Here is a 15,527-nt window from a genome sequence, read left to right as displayed (position 1 = left end):
GCTGGTGTCATTCGACCGCGTCCACCAGGAACTCCTGGTCCCGAGCCCCCGTGCACCGCTGCTGGGCGATCTCGGCGCCCGCCGCCCGGTCGTCGGCGCCCTTGGTCCCCAGACACATCCCGTTCTGCACCACGTGGATCCGATAGCCGTCGGCCTCGGAGCCTCCGGCGGGGTCGAAGAAGAAGTGCTGGCTGGTGCGGTCCGCCGAGCAGCTCTCCCAGGGCCAGGGTTCGAGCAGTCCCTCGACGACATGGCCGCTGCCCAGCGCGGTGAGACAGCCGTCGCCATACACCGGATGACGCCATTGAATGTAGTACGAGCCTGTGGTGCCGACCGACACCAGTTCCAGGTCAGGCGGTGTGGCGTCGCCACAAGGGCGCTGGACGGCGACCTGGCTCCGGTAGCGCCCCTTTCGGTCGTGGCCTTCGGTGACGCACAGCTTGGGCGCCAGGGCCGGGCGGATTCGGGAAGGTCCCGGTGGCGGGCCCTTCACGTCGGTGGATGAGGAGGGGACCGAGGAGGGATCCAGGCGTGGTCCGGCACCGGCCGCGCGCGTTCCCGTGCCCCGGCCGCCCCCATCGCCGGGCAGCAGTTCCCAGGCTCCGACGGCGGCGAGCAGGAGCGCGGCGACGATGGAAACGGCCAGGGCTCGCCGGTTCTTGATCCGTCCCGCGACCGAGCCGGCGCCCGCGCGTATGGCCGGGGGGCTGGTGGGGTGTTCCGGTGTCGGAGTGGCTGCCGGGACGGCTGCCGGGGCGGACGTCGGTCCGTCGGGGGCATGTGCCAAGGCATCGCCCGTGTCCGTCGAGCTGTCGTCCAGGTGCGCTGACCTGCCGCCCACCGGTGTCTGTCCGTCGTGCCCGGGCACCGACCCGCCGTCCGCAGGTGTCCGCCCGTCGTGCCCGGGCGACGACCCGCCGTCCACGGGCGTGGCCTCGCCCTCCGCTTCCGGCGGCTCGGCGGCGGCGAGCCGGTCCCTGGTCTCCAGCCAGACGGCGACGTCCTCGTTTCCCCCGCACGCGCGGACGAACGCGACGACCACCTCGGCACGCGGCAGCGAGTCCCGGCGCAGCGCGTCGGCCGCGGTGCTCCGCGCGAGCACGTCACCGCGCCGCTCCGCGTTCGCTTCCAACTGCCGGTAGGTCAGGCCGGCCTGTTCCTTGAGCCGTCGCATGCAGACCACGAACTCGGCGGCGCTGCGCGCCTCGTGCGGCAACGGACGCTGTCTCCCCATGTCCGGCCATCCTCGTCGTGCCCCTGGCAATGGACAATCCGCAATTCTGCCAATCCCCGTCCCGTCACTCTCGTGTCCCGGACAGCTCCGCGACGGTGCCGGACAGGACCCGGACAGCCCCGCGACCAGCCCGGACAGCGCCGTCGCGTCCGGGACAGCCCAACTCCCTGGTGCGCCGAACGCCCGTCCACCCAGGCTGGGTGCCCTGCCCGGTCGAGCCGTCCGAGGCCGACCGGCCGGATCAACCGCCCCGTGCGTCACGGGGATCACCTGACGAAGGGACATCGCCCGATGAAGTCGATTCGCACTCTCGCCGACCGGATGCTGGACCGCCTGCTGCCGCGGGAGACCGCCGGGGCGTGCGAGTGGTGGTACCGCTGCATCCGCAACCAGCCCTGTGCTTCGCACAACCAGTACACGCAGCGCGTCTGGTCGTGCGATCTGAACCGCCGCGAGTTCGTGCGGTGCGGCTGCACGTCGTAAGGCCGGCCTTTCCAGGCGGCCGGGCCCCTAAGGGGGAGGGGCCCGGCCGCCGCTCTCCCATCCCGACACGAGGAGCATCCGTGATCTTCCTTTCGGCGACGTGCCAGGCCTTGCTCGCGTTCGTCCTCGCGGTGGCCTGTGCGAGCAAGACCCGCGGCCGGGCGTCGTTCGCGGGGTTCACGGACGCCGTCGTGGCACTCGGGCGCGTGCCCCGCCCCTGGGCGATCTGGGCGGCTGCCGGGATCGTCGCCCTGGAGGGCGTGACCGTACCGGCGCTCCTCGTGCCGGGGTGGGGCAGCGCGGGGCTGTCGGTGGCGGCGGTCCTGCTGACCGGCTTCACGTACGTGGTCGCCCGCGCTGTGCGCGACGGCAGCGCGGTCGCGTGCCGCTGCTTCGGGGGGTCCGGCGACCACGCCCCGGGGCGGGCCCAACTCGTCCGTAACGCCGTGCTGCTCGTCGCCGTCGTAGTGGCCGCGCCAGGGGTACCGGGCGCCGGATCCCTGTCCTGGCAGGGCTGGTTCGCCGCCTGGCTGATCGGCGCCGTGTGTGCGGTGGTCGTGGTGACCGGGGACGAAGTGGCCGCGCTGTTGCGTCCCTCGCGTCGGGCCCCTGCCCCTGCCTCTGCCGCTGCCCCCACCGCCCGTCCGCACGAAGCCATCTGAGCCATCTGAGCCATCTGAGCCATCTGAGCCACCGTGATACGCCAAGTCGCCAAGCAGTCAAGTCACCAAGTCGTCTTCTGAACCGCCTATCCGGAGAGGCCCGCCATGATCTACCTGGCCGCCGCCCTCGTGGCTGTCGCCACCCTGTGCACCTGGGATCTGTTGCTGACCCTCGCCGTCCTCCGCAGACTCCGCGACCGGCCCGACGGCACCACGGGGGCCGACACGGGTGGCATCCCCGTGGGGGCGGCCGTGGGCTCCTTCGCCACGCGCTGCGTGGAGGGCGTTCCCCTCACCGAGAGGGACCTCGCCGACGGGGCCTTGGTGGCGTTCTTCACCACCGGCTGCCTCCCGTGCCGGAACAAGCTGCCGGGCTTCGTGGCTGAGGCCGGGGCGATGGGCGGCCGTCGCCAGGTGATCGCCGTCGTCGTGTCGCCCGGTGCCACGCAGGAGGAGACGGCGGAGGAGACGGCCGAGGCCGAGACGATGGCCCGTCAGCTCTCCCCCGTCGCACGGGTGCTGGTGGAGCAACCCGACGGCCCCTGCACCGCGGCCTTCGACGTCACGGCCTTCCCCTCCCAGTTCGCCGTCTCGGCCGCGGGCGGAACGGCGCCCACCGTGCTGGCCGTGGGCAGGGCCGCGCTCACCGCCTCGCCGGTCGGGTCGGCATGAGCGGCCCGCCAGCCGGCGCCGCCGCCCGTACGTCCGCCCGCCCTGGCAGTGCTCCCGGCGCTCCCGGTGTCCGGGACCTGGGCCGTGCCCTGTGCCTGGCGCTCCGGCTCGCGTTCCGCTCGTCTCCGTGGGTGCTGGCGAGCCATCTCGCCGTGACCCTGGTCTCGGCCGCCGCGCCCGTCGCGGCCACCTGGCTGGTCAAGGACATCCTCGACACGCTCACCTCGGGAACGTCCACCGCCGGCATCGCCGCTCCGGCCACGTCCCTGGCCGCCATCAGCGCGGTGGTGGCCGTAGCCCCTCAGCTCACCGGCTATCTGCGGGCCCGGATGATGCGCGCGACCAGCCTGCGCGCCCACGAGGACCTGCACGCGGCCGTCGACACCTTCACCGGTCTGCGCCGGTTCGAGCACCCGGAGTTCCTGGACCGGTTACGGCTCGCCCAGCAGGCGGGGGGACTCGCCCCGTCCCAGGTGGTCGAGGGAGCGGCCGGTCTGACCCGCAGCGCGGTGCTGCTGACCGGGTTCGTCGCTTCCCTCGCGGTCCTCGACCCGTTCCTGGCGGCCGTGGTGTCCCTCTCCGGCCTTCCGGTGCTCTGGGCGGAGATCACGCTCAGCCGAAGGCGCGCCCGGACGTTCTGGGACATCAGCCCCTCCGAGCGCCGGGAGATCTTCTACGCGACCCTGCTGACCAGCGTCGAAGCCGCGAAGGAGATCCGGCTCTTCGGGGCCGGGGGCTTTCTCCGGGGCCGGATGATGAGCGAGCGCCGTGCCGCCGACGCCCTGCGGGAACGGATGGACCGCAGCGAGCTGCGCATCCAGTCGGCGCTCCAGACCGCCGCCGCCGTCCTCGCCGGGGCCGGTCTGCTGTGGGCGGTCGGGGCGGCCTCGCGCGGGGCGATGACCGTCGGCGACGTCTCCATGCTGCTGGCCGCGATCCCCGCCGTGCAGAGCGGCATCGGCGGACTGGCCGGTGAACTGGGCCAGGCGCACCACTCGCTGGTGATGTTCGACCACTACGTCACCGTCGTCCGGCTCGGCCCCGACCTCCCCGCCCCGCACCGGCCGCGCCCGGCGGGACCGCTGCGCGAGGCGATCGAGATCCAGGACGTCTGGTTCCGCTACGAGGACGAACTGCCCTGGGTCCTGCGGGGCGTGAACCTGCGTATCGAACGCGGCACGGCACTCGCCCTCGCGGGCGTCAACGGCTGCGGGAAGTCCACGCTGGTCAAGCTCCTGTGCCGGTTCTACGACCCCACACAGGGACGCATCCTGTGGGACGGCACCGACCTGCGCGACATCCCGGCGGCCGAACTGCGCGCACGTATCGCCGCCACGTTCCAGGACCCGATGCGCTACGACCTCACCGCCAGGGAGAACATCGCCATCAGCGAGCTGACCGCGCTCGAGGCACCCCGGCGCTGCGAGGAGGCGGCACGGCTGGCCGGAATGCACGAGGATCTCGCCCGGCTTCCGGGCGGCTACGCGACCATGCTGAGCCGCACCTTCCGCTCCGGGGAGGGCGACGGTGCCGGGATCGGGGTCCAGTTGTCCGGTGGGCAGTGGCAACGGATGGGCCTCGCCCGGTCGTTCCTTCGTACGGACGCGGATCTGCTGATCCTGGACGAGCCCAGTTCGGGCCTCGACCCGGCGGCCGAGTACGAGATCCACGCCCGGCTGCGCGAACGCCGTGCCGGGCGGACCAGCGTGCTGATCTCCCACCGGCTCGGCGCGGTCAAGGACGCCGACGTCATCGCCGTCCTGGAGGACGGACGGGTCCGCGAACTCGGCGACCACCGGGGGCTCCTGGCGCGCGGCGGAACCTACCACCGGTTGTTCACCCTCCAGTCCAGCGGCTACCGGGACGAGCCGGCCGAGGCGGAGGGGGCGTGCCCGTGATGCCGATGAGCCTGACGGGTCCGGCCGCACTCGTGCTGACGGCGGTCGGGGCGCTCGCCCTCGTCCTGCGCGGGAGCTGCGTACTGCTCGATGTCAGCGGAGGCAGCATGCGGCCGGCCTTCACAGACGGGGACCGGCTGCTGGCCGCCAGGCTGCCGGTTCGCTTGATCCACCTCTTGTCCCGGATGCGGGTGGTGCGACGCGGAACGGTGGTGGCGATCAGACTGAGGCCGGCGCCCGTCCGGCGCACCCCCGAGTCCGCGCCGCCCACGTGCATGGTCAAGCGGGTCGCGGCCCTCCCGGGCGAAGTGGTTCCGGTGCCGGGCGGAGGGACGGGCCGGGTGCCCCCAGGACATGTGTACGTCCTGGGCGACCATCGCGCGACCAGCTGGGACTCACGGCAGGCCGGGCCGATTCCCTACGAGCGGCTCACGGCCGTGATCGTCTGCCGGGTCCGCCGCGGTGACGCGAGCACCGCGGGGCTCCCGACGGGCACATGACAGGGGCCCTGCCGTGGCAGGGCCCCTCGCACTCAGTGCTTGAAGACGTCCTTGGTCTTCTCCTTGGCCTGCCGGGCGTCTCCCTTGGACTGCTCCGCCCGGCCCTCGGCCGTCAGCCGCTCGTTACCCACCGCACGGCCGACCGTCTCCTTGGCCTTTCCCTTGGCCTGCTCGGCCTTCGCCTTGGACTTCTGCTCTCCAGCCACGATTCGCTCACTCCAAGTCGTGTCCGACTTCGGGGTCACCTGCCGAGTGACCTCTGCTGGGACCGCCAAACCTGCGTGAGGGCCGGAGTGTGTCAGCCCGCTGCCGGGCTCTGCGGGGCCTGCGCTCGTGCGAACCCGTGGCTCCGCTCCACCTTCGCCACATGCAGCGTGTAGCTCTGGTACCACTCGGCTTGCCCGCGCTTCTGCGCCGCGCGGTGCTCGGCGTTCGTACGCCACTCGGTGAGGGCGTCGCCGTCGCGGAAGTACCCGACGGTGATGCCCAGCCCACCAGGAGTCTGCGCATGGTCCATCCCCAGGAACCCGGGGACATCCTTCACCAGTTCTTCCATGCGGGCGGCGGTCTCGCCGTAGCCGCCCTGGTCCTGGGTTCGCACCGTGGTGAACACAGTTACGTAGTAGGGGGGTTCAAAGGCCTTGACGGGCGCGACAGGCGCTTCGGAGTGGTGACTCATGGCGCCAATGTAGGACACAGGGTGCGCCGAGCGAGCTTCGGCAACTGGCCGTCGGTCAGCCTGCCACGCCTGCGTCGGTGCGTCGCGCGCACCAGGCCGCGTGCGTCGCGCGGCTTGAACGCCGAGACCTCCCTCGCGCGCAGCCCCGCCCGGTCGAGGGACTCGGCAAGCTCCGCCGGGCGGCGCAGCCGGTGAACGGCGTATCGGCCCCGAGGCATGGATCTCGAGGGTGTCGGCGCGGTACACGTCCGGCAGGGCGCGGCGGAGGACGGCCTTCCTCCTCCTTCACACCGCTCTCGTCCTCGGGCGCACCGATCTTCAACAAGACCGCATTGTCGGTCACGTTCGCGCAGTAGGCCGCTCGTAGCCTTCAGCGGCGTGTCCGGGTGGTGGTGCGCCGGGAGCTCATCGGTGCTGCTCACACTGGCCGAATGTGCGACGCGTCCCCAGCCCTCGCGACCGATGCCCGGCGGGTGGCCATCATGACGGTCCTCACCCTGCTGGCCGGTGCCGTCGACGCCGTCAGCTTTCTGACGATGGGGAAGGTGTTCTGCGCGTTGGCGACCGGCAACGTGCTCTTCCTGTCCTTCGCGCTCGCCGGTGAGGGTGATGTCCCGGTTGCGCGGCCCGCCACCGCGATCGGCGCGTTCATGGTCGGGGCGGCGATCGCAGCGGTCGTACTGAAGTGGCTCGCGGAGCGGGGCAGGGCCTGGTTCCAGGCCGGGCTCGTCAGCGAGGCCGTGCTGCTGGTGTGCGCCGGTGCGATGGCCTGGTGGCGACACGGCACCGAGGCGGCCGGTTCCGATCACGGCATCGTCGCCCTCGTCGCGCTGGCCATGGGGGTGCGTGCCTCCACCGCGCTGCGGGTCCACGTGCCGGGGATGCCGACCCTGCTGAGCCAGACAGCCATCGCCGAGCTGATCAACGACGTACTGAAGCGCCCTCGGGCGACGCTGCGCGGGATGTCGGCCAGGCAACGGCTCGCCCGGACGCGGTGGACGGCCACCGTGGGCGGAATCTTCGCCGGCGGGGTGCTGGGCACGCTGCTGCTGGTGCCGCTGGGCACCGGGCGGGCGCTGCTCGTCATCGCCGCCGCGGTGCTGCTCCTCGCGGCGGCCACACTGGCCGTACCCCCGCGAGGGGAAGCTACGAGGCAGGACCTCAAAGCACCTTAGACAGATGAGCTACCTTCGGCCTCGGCGGCAGCGTCGTGACTGACGGCTGTCACGGACGCCAAGGCCGGATCACCTGAACGTGTGGTTTGAAATGCCGCTGCGTCGATCGCATGGGTACACCGAAGGGCGGTCACTACGGTTCCCGCATGAATGCGACGCCTCGTTCCTCCGACCCACCGGCCCAGGTGCCGCAGCAGGCAGGAAGCTCCAATTCCACCTCGCCCACCAGTCGGTCGGCCTCGGCGCTGGCCTCAGAACCGCCGGAGTGGAACACATGGATCGAGAAGTCCCTGTTACCGGCCCTTGCCGTCGCGAGCGCCCTGCTGTTCGGACTGCTCACCGTGGAGTACGACCAGTTCTACCGTGAACTGGGAATGGCCCCCGGCGACGTGGGAATCGAATACTCCACGCAGTTGAGCGGTTCCGCAGGCCTCGCGGCACTGAGCATCGTCACATCGGCCGCTGTCTTCGCCGCCGTCGCGGTCGGACTGATGGTGGCACGCCGATGGGGACGGCCCGGCCTTCGTAGCCGCACCGATAGGGCGCGGGCCTTCCTGTGGGGCCGTGAGCGCCGCGCTCTGACCATGCTCGCCTGCTGCGCCATGGGCATCCTCCTGGTGGGAGCCCTCGTCTCCTACGTGGCCGACGAAATGGCCGACAATGTCAAGGGCGGCAAGTGGGTTGAGCCCCTCCACATCGGCCCTGTCACCCTCCTGTCCGTCCGCGCGTATCCCGCGGACGTTCGGCTCACGGTCGACGACGGCGACAGACGGCTCGACCTGACCAGCGTCGAACCCAGCCGGCTGCTCTACATCGGGCGCGGACCGAACACGGTGGTCCTCTACGACTACAGGAATCAGCGCCCGCTCTATCTGCCGGCCAAGGACGTCACCATCACCACCTACAACTGCGAGACCTGGCGCGCCGCACACCACGATCAGTGCCGCCACTGACCGGAAGTCAGTACCCCATGGGACCGTGCGTCCAGCGCGGCCAGCGCGTTCGGGACGGTCGTGCCGGACGCGCCCGGCGGGGCAGGGGTCAGTGGCAGCAGTCGTCGTCCGTCCGAGGGCCCGGCCCGGTGTCCAGGCGGCAGAAGCAGGACGCCTCGACGGGGACGTCGGCCAGTGCGGTCGCCATCTTCAGCTGCTGGGCGACGAGGGCGGCCTCGCCGGTCTTGCCCGTCCGAAGCAGGCATTCGTGGAAGCCGTGCAGGGACCAGACGTTGCCGGGGTGCTGTTGGGCGCGGGGCAGGGTGGCGTCGAGGCCGAGGTCCGCGCGGTAGACGGCCTCGGCCTCCGCCACGCGGCCCTGTTCCAGCAGCAGTGCGCCATAGGCGTGGCGGGTGGGCTGCATCCAGCCCCACGGCTCGTCGTAGGGGAGGCTGTCGTCCAGTTCGATGGAGCGCTCCAGGGCGGCGAAGGCGAGGTCGTGGTTGCCCCTGCGGTATTCGAGCTCTCCGTCGAGCATGGCCGACGCGATGGCGAGGATGTCGTGACAGGTGTTGTTGAACAGCATCCGTGTCTCGGGGACCCGGCTCACCGCCTCGCGGAAGAGCTCGCGCTCCGCCTCCGCGGCTTCGGTTTCGCCGGTGGCCGAGAGGGCGACGCCGCGGGCGTAGTGCCGCATGGCGGTGGTCACAGCGTAGAGCTCGGGGTCCGCGGGGGCGGGCAGGGCGAGGATGTCGGTCCAGCGGCCGAAGCGGATCAGCACGTGGACGCGCATGGCCAGGAAACCTTCGAGCCAGTCGGCCATCGGAGGGCTCGGCACGCGGAGCAGGTCTTCGGGGACGGCCGCCTCCAGCTGGGCGGCGGTGTCGAGGGCGACCTGCGCCTGGCCGAGGAACATGGCCCCGTAGATCTTGAAGTGGTAGTTGTGCGCCCGGTAGAGGGTGTAGAAGTTCATGGCGCCGGCGCGCCGGTGGTACTTCTCGTCGACGGCGATCGCCTCGCTGTTGGCCGCGACGACCCGACGGTAGTCGCCGCACAGGACGTCGAGGTGCGAGGGCATGTGGTGCAGATGCCCGGCGTCGGGCACGATGCCGCGCAGGCGATCGGCGACGGTGAGGGCCTGCTCCGGCGTCGGGGACATCTCCATCAGGTGGATGTACAGGTGCAGCACCCCCGGATGCCCCACGCCGGCTTCGGTGGCGAGGGCGCCGTCCAGTACGGCCTTGGCCTCCACCGTCCGCGCGCCCTCGGCCGGCTGCCCGGTCCTCAGGTCCCACAGCTGCCACGGGGTGAGGTTCATCAGGGCGTCGGCGTGGAGGGTGGCGATGTCCGGGTCGTGGGGTGCCAGTTCGTACACCGCACGCATCGCGTCCGCGTAGGGCTCGTTCCAGACCGAGCAGTCCTCGACGGCTTCCGACTGCGGATACCGAGCGCGCAGCGCGGCGATCAGGGCCTGTTCGACGGGGGTGGCCTTGGCGGCCCTGTCGTGGGCCCGTTCGACGGCGGTGTGGGTGCGGTCGACCGTTCGCACCAGCTCCTCTTCGTCGAAGAATTCCCAGGGCTTGTTGTAATTCGGACCGAGCGCGTAGGCGATACCCCAATACGCCATCGCGCACTCCGGGTCGGCCTCGGCGGCCTTCTCGAAGCAGGCGACGGCTTCCTCGTGGTGGAAGGAGTACGTCCACAGCAGTCCGCGATCGAACCAGAGCTGAGCTGCGGAAGAGGACGTGGTCACAGGGCGGCTGTAGGTGCCGAGGTCGTAGTAGTCGTCCATGGTCATCTCCTGGAGAATCGGCCCGACCCGGTGAGAATAGCGGCCGCGGATCTCCTCTCGAACTTCGACCAATTCTGAGTATTACCAGATCACCATCTTGGATTTCCGTAAAGGGCGCGGCCGTATCGCCCTGCCCGGCGGCTCTCTGGTTCGAGAAGTCGAACGGGCATGGTGTGCACATGACTGACTTCCCGAGTTTTCCGCCCGGCTTCGTGTTCGGGGCGGCCACCGCGTCGTACCAGATCGAGGGCGCGGCGCAGGAGGACGGCCGTGGGCCGTCGATCTGGGACACCTACTGCCACACCCCCGGCCTGGTCGCGAACGGGGACAGCGGCGATGTCGCCTGTGATCACTACCACCGGTACCCGCAGGACGTGGCGCTCCTGCGCGAGCTGGGCGTGGACTCCTACCGGTTCTCGATCGCCTGGCCACGTATCGTCCCCGACGGGTCCGGGGCGGTGAATCCCAAGGGGCTGGACTTCTACTCGCGGCTGGTCGACGAACTGCTCGCGGCCGGCGTCGAGCCCGCGGCCACGCTCTATCACTGGGATCTGCCGCAGGCCCTGGAGGACCGCGGTGGCTGGCGGGTACGGGAGACCGCCGAGCGGTTCGGCGAGTACGCGTCCGTCGTCGCCGCGCATCTGGGCGACCGCGTGCCGCGCTGGATCACCCTCAACGAGCCGTGGTGCAGTGCATTCCTCGGCTACTCCGTCGGCCGGCACGCCCCGGGCGCCCGCGAGGGCCGGGGCGCGCTGGCCGCGGCCCATCACCTGCTGGTCGGGCACGGCCTGGCCGTTCGGGCGTTGCGGGCGGCCGGCGTGCGCGAGGCGGGCATCACCCTCAACCTCGACCGCAACCTCCCAGCGACCGACTCCCCCGCCGACCGGTCGGCCGTGACCCGCGCCGACACCCTGCACAACCTGGTGTGGACCGAGCCGATCCTGGCGGGCCGCTACCCGGCCGGCGAGGAGGAGACCTGGGGCGAGTCGATCACCGGCCAGAACTTCCGGCGGGACGGCGACCTGGAGCTGATCTCCCAGCCGCTGGACTTCGTCGGCGTCAACTACTACCGGCCGATCGTCGTCGCCGACGCCCCGTACCGCGAGAGCGACCCGGCGCTGCGCGTGGCAACCGACAACCGCTACGAGGAGGTACGGCTGCCCGGGGTGCGGCACACCGCCATGGGCTGGCCCGTCGCGCCCGGCACCTTCACGGATCTGCTGGTCGGCCTCAAGGAGCGCTACGGCGACGCCCTGCCGCCCCTCCACATCACCGAGAACGGCTCGGCGGAGGACGACGAGGTGAGCGCCGACGGGGCCGTCCACGACAGCGACCGGATCGCCTACCTGCGCGACCATCTCACCGCGCTGCGGGCCGCGATGGACGCCGGCGTGGCGGTCCGCGGCTACTACGTCTGGTCCCTCCTCGACAACTTCGAGTGGGCCTTCGGCTACGACAAGCGCTTCGGCATCGTCCGCGTCGACTACGCCACGCAGCGGCGGACACCGAAGGACAGCTACCACTGGTACCGGGCCATGATCGCCGCGCAGCGCCGGTGACGGCCTGGGTCAGGCACCGGTCAGGGCTTGAGGGGCCAGTTGTTCGATCATGGTGCCGGTCCAGCGGAGCTGCCGGAGGGTAGTGTCCACGGCCCCACCTTCCAGGGGAGAACGACACTCCACCGGCGAGTAACCCCTCCAACCCCGCCGAAGCACTGGTGACGCAGAGGTCGCAAAGGGTTACACAGCGGGCACGAGGGGGAATCGCGGGAAATCATCTTGTCGTTCGATCGGGGGCACCTGTGCCGAGAGGCTGGCACCGCCCAACTCCCGCTCCCTAGGATGTACTTCCTGTCCAGCCAGTCCGTTGGCGCGGCGCCTTGCAGGGGGAACGATGCACTCCGAGAAGCAGTTGTCCACCGAGATCGACGCGACCGTGCCGACGGCAGCGCGCATGTACGACCACTACCTGGGCGGCAAGGACAACTACGCGGCGGACCGCGCCGCGTGCGAGGAACTCGACAAGGTCGTGCCCAGCACGCGCCGCCTGGCCCTCAACAACCGGCGGTTCCTCCAGCGCGTCGTGCGGACCCTGTCCGAGGAGTACGGCATCCGGCAGTACCTGGACCACGGCTCAGGCCTGCCGACGCAGGACAATGTGCACCAGGTCGCCCAGCGCATCGACCCCACGACCCACGTGGTGTACGTCGACAACGACCCGATGGTGCTGGTCCACGGCCGCGCCCTGCTGGAGCAGGACGAGCGCACCACCGTGATCCACGCGGACATGCGCGAGACCGATCTGATCTTCGACCACCCGGACACCAAGCGGCTGATCGACTTCTCCGAGCCGGTGTGCGTGCTCTTCAACTCGGTGTTCCACTGCATCCCGGACAGCGACACCGACGGGCCGCTCGCGGTGGCCCGCCGCGTCCGGGAGCGGCTGGCGCCCGGCAGTTTCCTGGTGATGTGCCAGCTGGTCAGTGAGGATGCCGAAGTCCGTGACTTCGTCACGAACTTCATGGACCAGGCCACCCAGGGGCACTGGGGCCGTGTACGTGAGCCGAAGGACGTCGAGACGTACTTCGAGGATCTGGAGATCCTCGAGCCGGGCCTCGTGGAGGTGTCCACCTGGCGTCCGGACACCGAGGTGGCGCCGCGTCAGCTGACCCACGAGTGGATCGAGTTCGGCGGCGTGGGACGGATGCCGCTGGAGAAGTAGCGGGGGCGCCGCACGCTGGAGTGCCTCTCGCGGGACCCGGTCGTCCCGCGAGAGGCCGCCGCACGTCACGGGTAGCGCTGCTCCATGGTCTGACGCAGCAGTTCCAGGGAGTCCCGGGGCTTGAGCGCCTCGTCCGCGAGCCGGTCCAGCGCGATCCGGTACTCCTCCGTCTCGTCGCGGTCCTCCAGGAAGTTCGCGCTCCTGATGTGCTCCAGGTAGACCACGTCGGGCAGATCGAGGCCGCCGAAGCGCAGATACGTGACCGGGATGGCCGGCGCCGAGGCGTTGGTGACGCTCAGCGGCACGATCTGCAGGGTCACGTTGGGGTGTCCGGCCGTCTCGACGAGATGGGCGAGCTGTTCCCGCATCACGTCGGTGCTGCCCAGGACGCGCAGCAGCACGGACTCGTCGATGATCGCCCAGAGCTGAGGGGCATCCGGCCGCGACAGCAACCGGGCCCGCTGCTCACGGAGTTCGACGCGCCGCCGCACCTCTCCCGCCGGGGCGTTGGGCAGGCCTCGCTCGACCACGGCCCTGGTGTAGGCGGGTGTCTGCAACAGGCCCGGTACGTACTGGATCTCGAAGGTACGGATGGTGGCGGCGGCTTCCTGGAGTCCGACCAGCCGGTCGAACCACTCGGGCATCAGCCGCTTGTCGTACCGCTGCCACCAGCCCGGCTCGCCGGCCCGCTGCAGGAGTTTGAGCAGCACCGACACCTCGTAGTCGTCGGTGTTGTACAGCCGCAGCAGCGCACGGACGTCGTTCTCCGTCGGAGGGCGACGGCCCTTGCCCGACTCGATACGGGACAGCTTCGCCGGACTGAACCCGACAGCGCGCGCCGCCTGGTCCTGGGCGAGTCCGGCGTCCTCACGGAAGCCGGCCAGCTGCACACCGACCAGCATCTTCAGCAGAGTCGGCGCCGGCTCCGGCCTGTCCAGGTAGGGTTCCAGACGGGAGATGCGAGGCGACGCGGCGGACATCCTGACTCCCAGCAGACCGGACACAAGGGCGATTTACCCTATCGCACCCGCCCCCTTCAGAGCAGGTGGTCGAACTCGCCGTCCTTGGCACCGGCCAGGAACGCCGCCACCTCCGCCGCCGTGTAGACGAGTGCGGGCCCGTCGGGATCACGGGAGTTGCGCATCGCGATCCCGCCGTCGACGAGAGGGGCGACTTCGACGCAGTTGCCCTCGGCGTTGCTGTGCCGGCTCTTGATCCAGCGGGCGTCCAGCATGCTTGCCCGCACTCCGTTCTGCACTGGTGGCACCGCAGTCTCCTCGCTGTTCTCGTACCCCGCCGCGCACGGTGTGCCCGGCCCTCCAGCCGAGACCGGCCGCGTCCTCCGGCCGCACTCGTCCCGGCTTGCGTACCCATAACGGCTTGATTTTCACGCAATTTCGCGTGCAATTGCACGCGAGCGCCGTCAGCGTGGATAATAGCTGCGGCGTCAACCCCTGTGCTGGCGCCGCGTCCTGATGTCGCATCGGGGAGATGACGTGTCATCACCTGCGCAGCACGTGCTCCGGCCGCCCAGTGGCGCCGCGGCACACGCGAGCGCAGCAACCGGCACCAGCCGCGGTCTCCCGCCCGGCCCGCACAGCCTGACGCCGTACGAGGCGACGCCGTACGGGACCACCCCGATGCCGGTCGCGATGCCGGGGCCGTCCGATGCCCTGTCCGCCTCGGCCGCCCTGCGCGTCGAGTGCAGCCGGGAGGGGTTCGCACGAGCCCGGTCCTTCACCCGTGCCACCCTGCACAGCTGGTCGCTCGAACACTGCTGTGCAGACACCACCCTCGTCATCACCGAGCTCACCGCCAATGCCGCGACGCACGCGGCTCCGGGGACATCGGGTGCGCCGGAGGTCCGGCTCGGATTCCGCCTGGATCCCACCCATCTGCTGGTCACCGTCTCCGACCCCGACGACCATCCGCCCGTGCACACGCCCGCCGACGGCTCCTCTCTCGAGGAGCACGGCCGAGGCCTGTGCATCGTCGACGCCCTGTCCGAGGAATGGGGCTGGACCCCCCGTCCCCCGGCGGGCAAGACGGTCTGGGCCAGGTTGTCGACCCGTCCACCCATCTGACACGACTGCCGCGGAAAGGCCCCTCGCCATGCGCAGCGCTTCGACGGAACACCCGAGCAGCGAGCGCCCACAGCGCCCCGACCTCCCGACCGGGGTGGCCCGGGCCACCCCGCTCACGGCCATGGACCGCGTGCCGTGGGGCGACATCCAGGACTCCACCGGTTCGGCGGCCGCCATTCCCCTCCTGCTCAACGGCATCGCCTGGGGCGACCCCGACACCGCCCGCTCCGCACTCGACGACCTGCGGAAACGGATCTGCCAGTTCGGTTTCGTCGTGGAGCAGGCCACTGCCGCCACGGTTCCGTTCCTCTGGGAGCTGGCGAAGCTGCCGCAGGTGTCCTGCCGCGCCCAGATCATCCAGCTGCTCAAGAACATCGCCGACGCCCGGCAGTGGGAGAGCACCGCCGCCGTCTATCCGAAGCTGCTGAACCACCGGGAGAACCCGGTGGTGTGGGAGCGTGCGGCGCGCCAGGCGGTGCGTGCCCGGCGCGGCGAGCTGGGCCGGCTGATGGACGACGAGGACACCGAGATCGCCCGGGCCACGAACGAGCTCGCGCGCTCCCTCGGACCCTGAGATCCAGGGCCTGAGGCCGTCGAGATTTTGCGGAAGGTTTCCGATCGGGCCAAGGTGAGTGTGCGCGCTCGGCCGGAGACGGCACCCGGGTGCTCACGGCAGGCGCCGGAAGACGTGACGA

General features: G+C 70.8%; 18 protein-coding genes. 11 read left to right on the top strand and 7 right to left on the bottom strand.

Annotation, left to right across the window (positions count from 1 at the left end):
• Positions 1-7: 7 nt before the first annotated feature.
• Positions 8-1,234 carry an RICIN domain-containing protein gene (locus ACIBK5_RS36695; RefSeq protein WP_399026648.1) on the bottom strand — a complete coding sequence of 409 codons (1,227 nt, stop codon included), beginning with the start codon at positions 1,232-1,234 and terminating at the stop codon, positions 8-10.
• 291 nt (positions 1,235-1,525) lie between these two features.
• On the opposite strand from ACIBK5_RS36695, the gene ACIBK5_RS36690 reads away from it, so the two are divergent.
• From ACIBK5_RS36690 to ACIBK5_RS36670, 5 genes are all read left to right on the top strand, one after another.
• Positions 1,526-1,717, top strand: a complete 192-nt coding sequence (locus tag ACIBK5_RS36690; protein WP_399026646.1) for a hypothetical protein — start codon at positions 1,526-1,528, stop codon at positions 1,715-1,717.
• 80 nt (positions 1,718-1,797) lie between these two features.
• Positions 1,798-2,379, top strand: coding sequence for a MauE/DoxX family redox-associated membrane protein (locus tag ACIBK5_RS36685; protein ID WP_399026644.1), 582 nt, complete (start codon positions 1,798-1,800; stop codon positions 2,377-2,379).
• 105 nt (positions 2,380-2,484) lie between these two features.
• Positions 2,485-3,051, top strand: a complete 567-nt coding sequence (locus tag ACIBK5_RS36680) for a hypothetical protein (protein WP_399026642.1) — start codon at positions 2,485-2,487, stop codon at positions 3,049-3,051.
• The gene (locus ACIBK5_RS36675; RefSeq protein ID WP_399026640.1) at positions 3,048-4,949 is read left to right on the top strand and encodes an ABC transporter ATP-binding protein; all 1,902 of its coding nucleotides are present in this window, start codon (positions 3,048-3,050) and stop codon (positions 4,947-4,949) included. Before ACIBK5_RS36680 ends, ACIBK5_RS36675 begins: the two co-directional genes overlap by 4 nt.
• Positions 4,949-5,449 carry a S26 family signal peptidase gene (locus tag ACIBK5_RS36670; protein ID WP_399026820.1) on the top strand — a complete coding sequence of 167 codons (501 nt, stop codon included), beginning with the start codon at positions 4,949-4,951 and terminating at the stop codon, positions 5,447-5,449. The genes ACIBK5_RS36675 and ACIBK5_RS36670 overlap by 1 nt, the downstream gene beginning before the upstream one ends.
• Before the next feature lie 32 nt (positions 5,450-5,481).
• Here ACIBK5_RS36670 and ACIBK5_RS36665 read toward each other — a convergent pair whose 3' ends face one another.
• The 3 genes from ACIBK5_RS36665 to ACIBK5_RS36655 form a co-directional block, all read right to left on the bottom strand.
• Positions 5,482-5,655, bottom strand: coding sequence for a CsbD family protein (locus tag ACIBK5_RS36665; RefSeq protein ID WP_399026638.1), 174 nt, complete (start codon positions 5,653-5,655; stop codon positions 5,482-5,484).
• 92 nt (positions 5,656-5,747) lie between these two features.
• Entirely contained in the window at positions 5,748-6,128 is a 381-nt protein-coding gene (locus ACIBK5_RS36660) for an antibiotic biosynthesis monooxygenase family protein (RefSeq protein WP_399026637.1), read from the bottom strand.
• Positions 6,125-6,346, bottom strand: coding sequence for a hypothetical protein (locus ACIBK5_RS36655; protein ID WP_399026635.1), 222 nt, complete (start codon positions 6,344-6,346; stop codon positions 6,125-6,127). Before ACIBK5_RS36655 ends, ACIBK5_RS36660 begins: the two co-directional genes overlap by 4 nt.
• Positions 6,347-6,559: 213 nt before the next feature.
• On the opposite strand from ACIBK5_RS36655, the gene ACIBK5_RS36650 reads away from it, so the two are divergent.
• Positions 6,560-7,303: a YoaK family protein gene (locus ACIBK5_RS36650; RefSeq protein ID WP_399026633.1), complete on the top strand. Its 744-nt coding sequence runs from the start codon at positions 6,560-6,562 to the stop codon at positions 7,301-7,303.
• A gap of 146 nt (positions 7,304-7,449) precedes the next feature.
• The gene (locus tag ACIBK5_RS36645; protein ID WP_399026631.1) at positions 7,450-8,256 is read left to right on the top strand and encodes a hypothetical protein; all 807 of its coding nucleotides are present in this window, start codon (positions 7,450-7,452) and stop codon (positions 8,254-8,256) included.
• Positions 8,257-8,344: 88 nt separating this feature from the next.
• Here the strand turns inward: ACIBK5_RS36645 and ACIBK5_RS36640 are convergent, their stop codons facing one another.
• Positions 8,345-10,027 (bottom strand): hypothetical protein, encoded by a 1,683-nt coding sequence (locus ACIBK5_RS36640; protein ID WP_399026629.1) that lies wholly within the window; start codon positions 10,025-10,027, stop codon positions 8,345-8,347.
• Between the two features lie 179 nt (positions 10,028-10,206).
• Here ACIBK5_RS36640 and ACIBK5_RS36635 point away from each other — a divergent pair, with 179 nt between their 5' ends.
• A complete protein-coding gene (locus ACIBK5_RS36635) occupies positions 10,207-11,586 on the top strand; it encodes a GH1 family beta-glucosidase (protein WP_399026627.1) in 1,380 nt (459 codons plus the stop codon).
• A gap of 334 nt (positions 11,587-11,920) precedes the next feature.
• Positions 11,921-12,748, top strand: a complete 828-nt coding sequence (locus ACIBK5_RS36630; protein WP_399026626.1) for an SAM-dependent methyltransferase — start codon at positions 11,921-11,923, stop codon at positions 12,746-12,748.
• 65 nt (positions 12,749-12,813) lie between these two features.
• On the opposite strand, the gene ACIBK5_RS36625 is transcribed toward ACIBK5_RS36630, so the two are convergent.
• Both ACIBK5_RS36625 and ACIBK5_RS36620 read right to left on the bottom strand, forming a co-directional pair.
• Positions 12,814-13,728 (bottom strand): helix-turn-helix domain-containing protein, encoded by a 915-nt coding sequence (locus ACIBK5_RS36625; RefSeq protein ID WP_399026624.1) that lies wholly within the window; start codon positions 13,726-13,728, stop codon positions 12,814-12,816.
• Positions 13,729-13,784: 56 nt separating this feature from the next.
• On the bottom strand, positions 13,785-14,015 hold the full coding sequence (locus ACIBK5_RS36620; RefSeq protein ID WP_382484102.1) for a DUF397 domain-containing protein: 231 nt from the start codon (positions 14,013-14,015) through the stop codon (positions 13,785-13,787).
• A gap of 229 nt (positions 14,016-14,244) precedes the next feature.
• Here ACIBK5_RS36620 and ACIBK5_RS36615 point away from each other — a divergent pair, with 229 nt between their 5' ends.
• Both ACIBK5_RS36615 and ACIBK5_RS36610 read left to right on the top strand, forming a co-directional pair.
• Positions 14,245-14,832, top strand: a complete 588-nt coding sequence (locus ACIBK5_RS36615; RefSeq protein ID WP_399026621.1) for an ATP-binding protein — start codon at positions 14,245-14,247, stop codon at positions 14,830-14,832.
• Positions 14,833-14,860: 28 nt separating this feature from the next.
• Entirely contained in the window at positions 14,861-15,406 is a 546-nt protein-coding gene (locus ACIBK5_RS36610) for a hypothetical protein (RefSeq protein WP_399026620.1), read from the top strand.
• Positions 15,407-15,527 lie beyond the last annotated feature (121 nt).

The sequence above is a fragment of the Streptomyces sp. NPDC050546 genome (assembly GCF_044457425.1).
Lineage (GTDB): Bacteria > Actinomycetota > Actinomycetes > Streptomycetales > Streptomycetaceae > Streptomyces.
This window is presented reverse-complemented; position numbering and strand designations above follow the sequence as displayed.

Excerpts from the sequence above, each read along its gene's own strand:
- ACIBK5_RS36695 (WP_399026648.1), bottom strand. The coding sequence starts at position 1,234 with ATGGGGAGACAGCGTCCGTTGCCGCACGAGGCGCGCAGCGCCGCCGAG.
- ACIBK5_RS36690 (WP_399026646.1), top strand. The coding sequence starts at position 1,526 with ATGAAGTCGATTCGCACTCTCGCCGACCGGATGCTGGACCGCCTGCTG.
- ACIBK5_RS36680 (WP_399026642.1), top strand. The coding sequence starts at position 2,485 with ATGATCTACCTGGCCGCCGCCCTCGTGGCTGTCGCCACCCTGTGCACC.
- ACIBK5_RS36675 (WP_399026640.1), top strand. The coding sequence starts at position 3,048 with ATGAGCGGCCCGCCAGCCGGCGCCGCCGCCCGTACGTCCGCCCGCCCT.
- ACIBK5_RS36670 (WP_399026820.1), top strand. The coding sequence starts at position 4,949 with ATGCCGATGAGCCTGACGGGTCCGGCCGCACTCGTGCTGACGGCGGTC.
- ACIBK5_RS36660 (WP_399026637.1), bottom strand. The coding sequence starts at position 6,128 with ATGAGTCACCACTCCGAAGCGCCTGTCGCGCCCGTCAAGGCCTTTGAA.
- ACIBK5_RS36655 (WP_399026635.1), bottom strand. The coding sequence starts at position 6,346 with ATGCCTCGGGGCCGATACGCCGTTCACCGGCTGCGCCGCCCGGCGGAG.
- ACIBK5_RS36650 (WP_399026633.1), top strand. The coding sequence starts at position 6,560 with ATGTGCGACGCGTCCCCAGCCCTCGCGACCGATGCCCGGCGGGTGGCC.
- ACIBK5_RS36645 (WP_399026631.1), top strand. The coding sequence starts at position 7,450 with ATGAATGCGACGCCTCGTTCCTCCGACCCACCGGCCCAGGTGCCGCAG.
- ACIBK5_RS36640 (WP_399026629.1), bottom strand. The coding sequence starts at position 10,027 with ATGGACGACTACTACGACCTCGGCACCTACAGCCGCCCTGTGACCACG.
- ACIBK5_RS36635 (WP_399026627.1), top strand. The coding sequence starts at position 10,207 with ATGACTGACTTCCCGAGTTTTCCGCCCGGCTTCGTGTTCGGGGCGGCC.
- ACIBK5_RS36630 (WP_399026626.1), top strand. The coding sequence starts at position 11,921 with ATGCACTCCGAGAAGCAGTTGTCCACCGAGATCGACGCGACCGTGCCG.
- ACIBK5_RS36625 (WP_399026624.1), bottom strand. The coding sequence starts at position 13,728 with ATGTCCGCCGCGTCGCCTCGCATCTCCCGTCTGGAACCCTACCTGGAC.
- ACIBK5_RS36610 (WP_399026620.1), top strand. The coding sequence starts at position 14,861 with ATGCGCAGCGCTTCGACGGAACACCCGAGCAGCGAGCGCCCACAGCGC.